The organism is Nostoc sp. (assembly GCF_036917235.1).
Lineage (GTDB): Bacteria > Cyanobacteriota > Cyanobacteriia > Cyanobacteriales > Nostocaceae > Nostoc.
This window is the reverse complement of record NZ_JBALDU010000045.1, coordinates 1-4259: the sequence shown is the minus strand read 5'-3', so window position 1 is coordinate 4259 and position 4259 is coordinate 1. Positions and strand designations below refer to the sequence as shown.

Annotated in this window: 5 protein-coding genes; 2 read left to right on the top strand and 3 right to left on the bottom strand. The window is 41.3% G+C overall.

Annotated elements, in window-relative coordinates:
• Positions 1–256: 256 nt before the first annotated feature.
• On the bottom strand, positions 257–1138 hold the full coding sequence (locus tag V7K44_RS15420) for a DUF3153 domain-containing protein (RefSeq protein WP_334932830.1): 882 nt from the start codon (positions 1136–1138) through the stop codon (positions 257–259).
• A 129-nt stretch (positions 1139–1267) separates the two neighbouring features.
• Complete coding sequence (locus V7K44_RS15415; protein WP_334932828.1) at positions 1268–1810, bottom strand: tetratricopeptide repeat protein; 543 nt, start codon at positions 1808–1810, stop codon at positions 1268–1270.
• Positions 1811–1980: 170 nt separating this feature from the next.
• Between V7K44_RS15415 and V7K44_RS15410 the strand changes: the two genes are divergently transcribed.
• A complete protein-coding gene (locus V7K44_RS15410) occupies positions 1981–2430 on the top strand; it encodes a hypothetical protein (RefSeq protein ID WP_334932826.1) in 450 nt (149 codons plus the stop codon).
• A 119-nt stretch (positions 2431–2549) separates the two neighbouring features.
• On the opposite strand, the gene argB is transcribed toward V7K44_RS15410, so the two are convergent.
• Positions 2550–3446 (bottom strand): acetylglutamate kinase, encoded by an 897-nt coding sequence (gene argB, locus V7K44_RS15405; RefSeq protein WP_334813284.1) that lies wholly within the window; start codon positions 3444–3446, stop codon positions 2550–2552.
• A 241-nt stretch (positions 3447–3687) separates the two neighbouring features.
• Here argB and V7K44_RS15400 point away from each other — a divergent pair, with 241 nt between their 5' ends.
• Positions 3688–4209, top strand: a complete 522-nt coding sequence (locus V7K44_RS15400; protein WP_334932824.1) for a pentapeptide repeat-containing protein — start codon at positions 3688–3690, stop codon at positions 4207–4209.
• Positions 4210–4259 lie beyond the last annotated feature (50 nt).

Below are 4259 nucleotides of genomic sequence, written 5' to 3'. Positions count from 1 at the left end.
TAATTGCATCCACATCACCACGCCTGCACCTTAGTTCCAAACGTTACTTTTAAGTTCTCTCAGTATTTTCTCATGAATGATTCCGGATTGCTATATCTGACCAGAACGTAACCGAAACTCGCCTTTCAAATAGGAAACACGAACAATTTCTTTGGCTAATTCGCTATGACTCATTTTTACAAAAAGCTGGAGAAAAGGTAGAAAAGCCGATGGAAAATGCATCGGCTTCGCTAACAATATTCAACAAATGAATAGTCTACTGTTCCTGGATTGCTGCTGCTTTGGGAGGAAACTGAACTCTAGGATCTGGCATGAAATTGTATCTCAAGTACAATCCTCCCGAAACAAACAGGATAATTAACAACCCACCTATACCAAGGGGACTAGGAAGCCAGAAAACAGCTTCTATGTGGTTTAGCTCACCAGGCTGGAGTTTCCACACTAATCGATTGCCATTTTTTTCTGGCTCAATTGCAGTTTCAGTTAGTTGAATATTTTTGGCTCCCCAAGGAGTCTTCAAGCTAAATTCCAAATCGAGAATTGAACCAGCATTAGCTAGTACATTACCTTTGCTGGCAATTAAAGAGAGCGATCGCAAATCCAAATCATAAATTAACCGATTTCGGACTAAAAGTAAAAAATTATTCTGCTCCAAGAGGACGTTTGATTCAATTTTCGGCAGTTCTGAATTAGATTCGCTCTGCACAGACTCAGAGGGTTGATTTGTATGGGAGTTAAAGAATTCGTTGAACTTCTCTTGCAATTCCCTACCATTGCTAAAAGGAATTGTGACGATAATTTCTTCTTGGGAAACCCGCTGTGTTTTACCCTTAAGTTGACGGGCGCGGCGTTCTATGCTCTTTAACCATTCGTACACAGAATCGCCACTAAAACTAGTTAACCGCTCTCCCAATTTAATATGCTGTACTAGTTCGCCACTATTTGAATTATCAAAGTTAAGCCCTACATCGTATTTAACACAGCCAGTCAGTAGCAAGGATGTTAACAGCACTAGCCACAGAATCGGATTTCGCATGGGAAAGATGCGGTTCATTCGATTTCGACCATTCAGTGTCAATACAGAACTAAATGGTCTAATGAACCACAAGAAAATTTTTCCTAAACTTGAAGAATTCATAACTATAAGCCTCCCAAAAGTCAAACGTTTTAACCAATCTTGACTTTTTAGTATTGTTTGAGATTTTTGGAACACCGTTTTGGTAAAGAATTTAATCCAAAATCCCAAATCTAAAATCCAAAATTGGTATTAGCCAGGAGTTCCTGAAAAATTCAACCAAACCAAGTACGAGATGGTTAAACCAATGGCAATTAGCGCCACCCAGATAAAGCGATTATCTCTGGTATTGACCTGACTGAGGTCAACAAATTCTGGCTCGGCAGGTTTAGGCTTTTGCTCCCCAGAAGATTTTGGAGACTTAGCAGGTACAAAAATTTTGAGTTCATTATCGGCTAATGCACCCAAATCGGGGATTTCGGTCATCCATTCGCTTGGTCTTTTCAGCTTTGGTGCTTTTAATATATAAAGCATCTGCCGCGCTTGTTTGCTGATTTCAAAATGGGCATGGCGTTTGAGTCTTTCGCAAAGAGCGATCGCATCATCCGTGCGTCCAGCCGCTTCATAAGCTGTTACTAGATGAATTTCTACTTCGCCCCCAAGACGAGAATTACGAGCTAACAGAGCGCTGGCCTTTTCTAAATTTTCTACGGCTTCACGGTATTGCCCATTCTCAAAGGCAACTTTCCCAGTCTGGTAGCGGGTTTTAGCAATTTCTAAACTTTCTGTACTCACGTCTTATACAAAAATTAGCACTATTTTCATTTTGCCAATGCCAGCAATCTTTTTGGAATCTTTTCAAAAGCTGGCAATCTGAAAGTGGATAAACTTCTAAAATTTTAAGTAAGTAGCTGCGACTATTTTCTGATTAAAAATTCCGGTATCAAATGCAGGTGAGCAAAATTATGTTGAAAATCAAGCATTCACAACTGAATTGGCTCTTAGCAGGTATGACTTTAGCAGTGATGGGTGTAAGCGTTGCTCCAGCTTCGGCCCAGCGTGCGATCGTGATTGATGGTGGTTATGGAGTCAGGCGATCGCATTCTGCCCAGCGCGTGTTCGTAAATGATGGTGGTTATGGAGTCAGGCGATCGCATTCTGTAGGTTCCTTTATTTATGGTAGTCCGATTCCCACACCTATGCCTGTAGACCCAACAACGGGACTAATGATACAACGCAATCATTACCGCGATTATTCCTATCCCCAGGTAAGGCAAAACATCAGAAATTTCACCCCGATTAATCCCATAATTCAAGACTCAACCCTAGTTAATCCAGTAATTATCAATAATTCATGGCGTCGTACACCATTTAGCGGCGGGCGATCGCGGGTTATTATTACCTATCCCCGCTAGGAAGCAGGGGGGCAGAGGGGCAGAGGAGGTTAATATTAAAGACTCGTCCACAAGTAAAAAACGAGTTTTAATTTACCCAAAATTACAGTTACAAATCATTTTCCCAGCCTCCCCTGCCTCTACGACGTAAACTGCGAACCGAGAATCATCGTCCCGATCCCAACATCGGTAAAGATTTCTAGTAATAGGGCGTGAGGAATGCGACCATCAATGATGTGTGCGGCACGGACTCCTTGAGCAAGCGATCGCACACAACAACTTACTTTGGGAATCATTCCACCACTGACTATACCATTAGCAATCAACTCGCGGGCTTCGCGAATATCTACTTTTGGAATCAAAGTAGATTGGTCTTTGTAATCTTTTAAAATTCCACTGGTGTCGGTCAGTAAAATTAACTTTTCTGCTCCTAATGCTGCGGCTATTTCTCCGGCTACAGTATCGGCGTTAATGTTATAAGCTTGCCCCGTCTCATCTGCGGCGACGCTAGAAACTACCGGAATATAGCCATTGCTAGCCAGGGTATCTAAAATCTTGATATTCACATTGCTGACTTCCCCCACAAAGCCGATGCCTTCTTGACCTTGGGGACGGGCTGTAAATAGATTACCGTCTTTACCGCAAAGTCCGACAGCCAATCCACCAGCTTGGTTAATTAGCGCGACAATTTCTTTATTAACTCGACCAACTAAAACCATTTCCACCACATCCATTGTGGCGGCATCAGTGACTCGCAGACCATTTTTAAATTGTGGTTCGATTCCCAGCTTATCTAACCAACTGTTAATTTCTGGGCCACCGCCGTGGACTACAATCGGACGCAAGCCGACGCAGGATAAGAATACAATGTCGCGGATAACTTTGTCTTTGAGTGCGCTATCTTTCATCGCTGCGCCGCCATATTTGACAACAACAGTGCGACCGGCGAATTGTTGAATATAAGGTAGTGCTTCGCTTAGTACACGCACACGAGTGGCTTCATCTTGCCTGATGTATTCAGAATCGTTGTCCGTCATGAGGAGCCTAACAGAGAGAGTTAAAACATATTTCAGTCAGTGTAGAAGACTTTGTAACTCCTCACAATCTCTGATGCCAAAATTGAGTACGCTTGTACTATAATGACTCTAGCAATCTGGCTGGATTTGTAAAAATATGGTTGCTTATTGTGTAGATAACACAGCAATAACAGTAATAGTGGCAGTATCTCTTTTGTAAGGAGATACTTTTAGTGGTATTAATAAGCGCTTTATTGGAGTCATGGATATTAAAGAATTACTCAAACAGTATGCCTCTGGGGAAAGAAATTTTATTGGCATTAGTTTAAAGAATGCCAATTTAATAGGTATCAACTTGAGCGAGGCTAATTTAAGCAACTCTAATTTAAGAAATGCCGAGTTACATGGGGCTAATCTTCAACGAACTATTCTTAAAGGAGTTGATTTAGAGGGAGCAAATCTACGTTATGTAATGCTAGATGAAGCAGATTTGAGTAATGCCGATTTAACTGAGTGCAATTTTCAATATGCCAGCTTAAAAAGGGCAAAATTAACAAACTGTAAAATCTTGGAAAGCAGTTTAGAAGGTGCAAATCTAGAAGGCGCAAATCTAGAAAATGCAGAGATAGTTAATAGCAGTTTAGAGGAGACAAATCTCACAAACGCTAATTTAAGTAACGCTGAGATTGTGGAAACAAGTGGTTCCCCAGAATTAAGGCTGGCTATTTTGTGCAACACAATTACAGCATTTACGGCTCTTATGAGGTACAGTAGCAGCAACTAGCAAACCAGTTTCTTAAATGTTGAGGATTTATTAAATTGAGTGCAACTGAG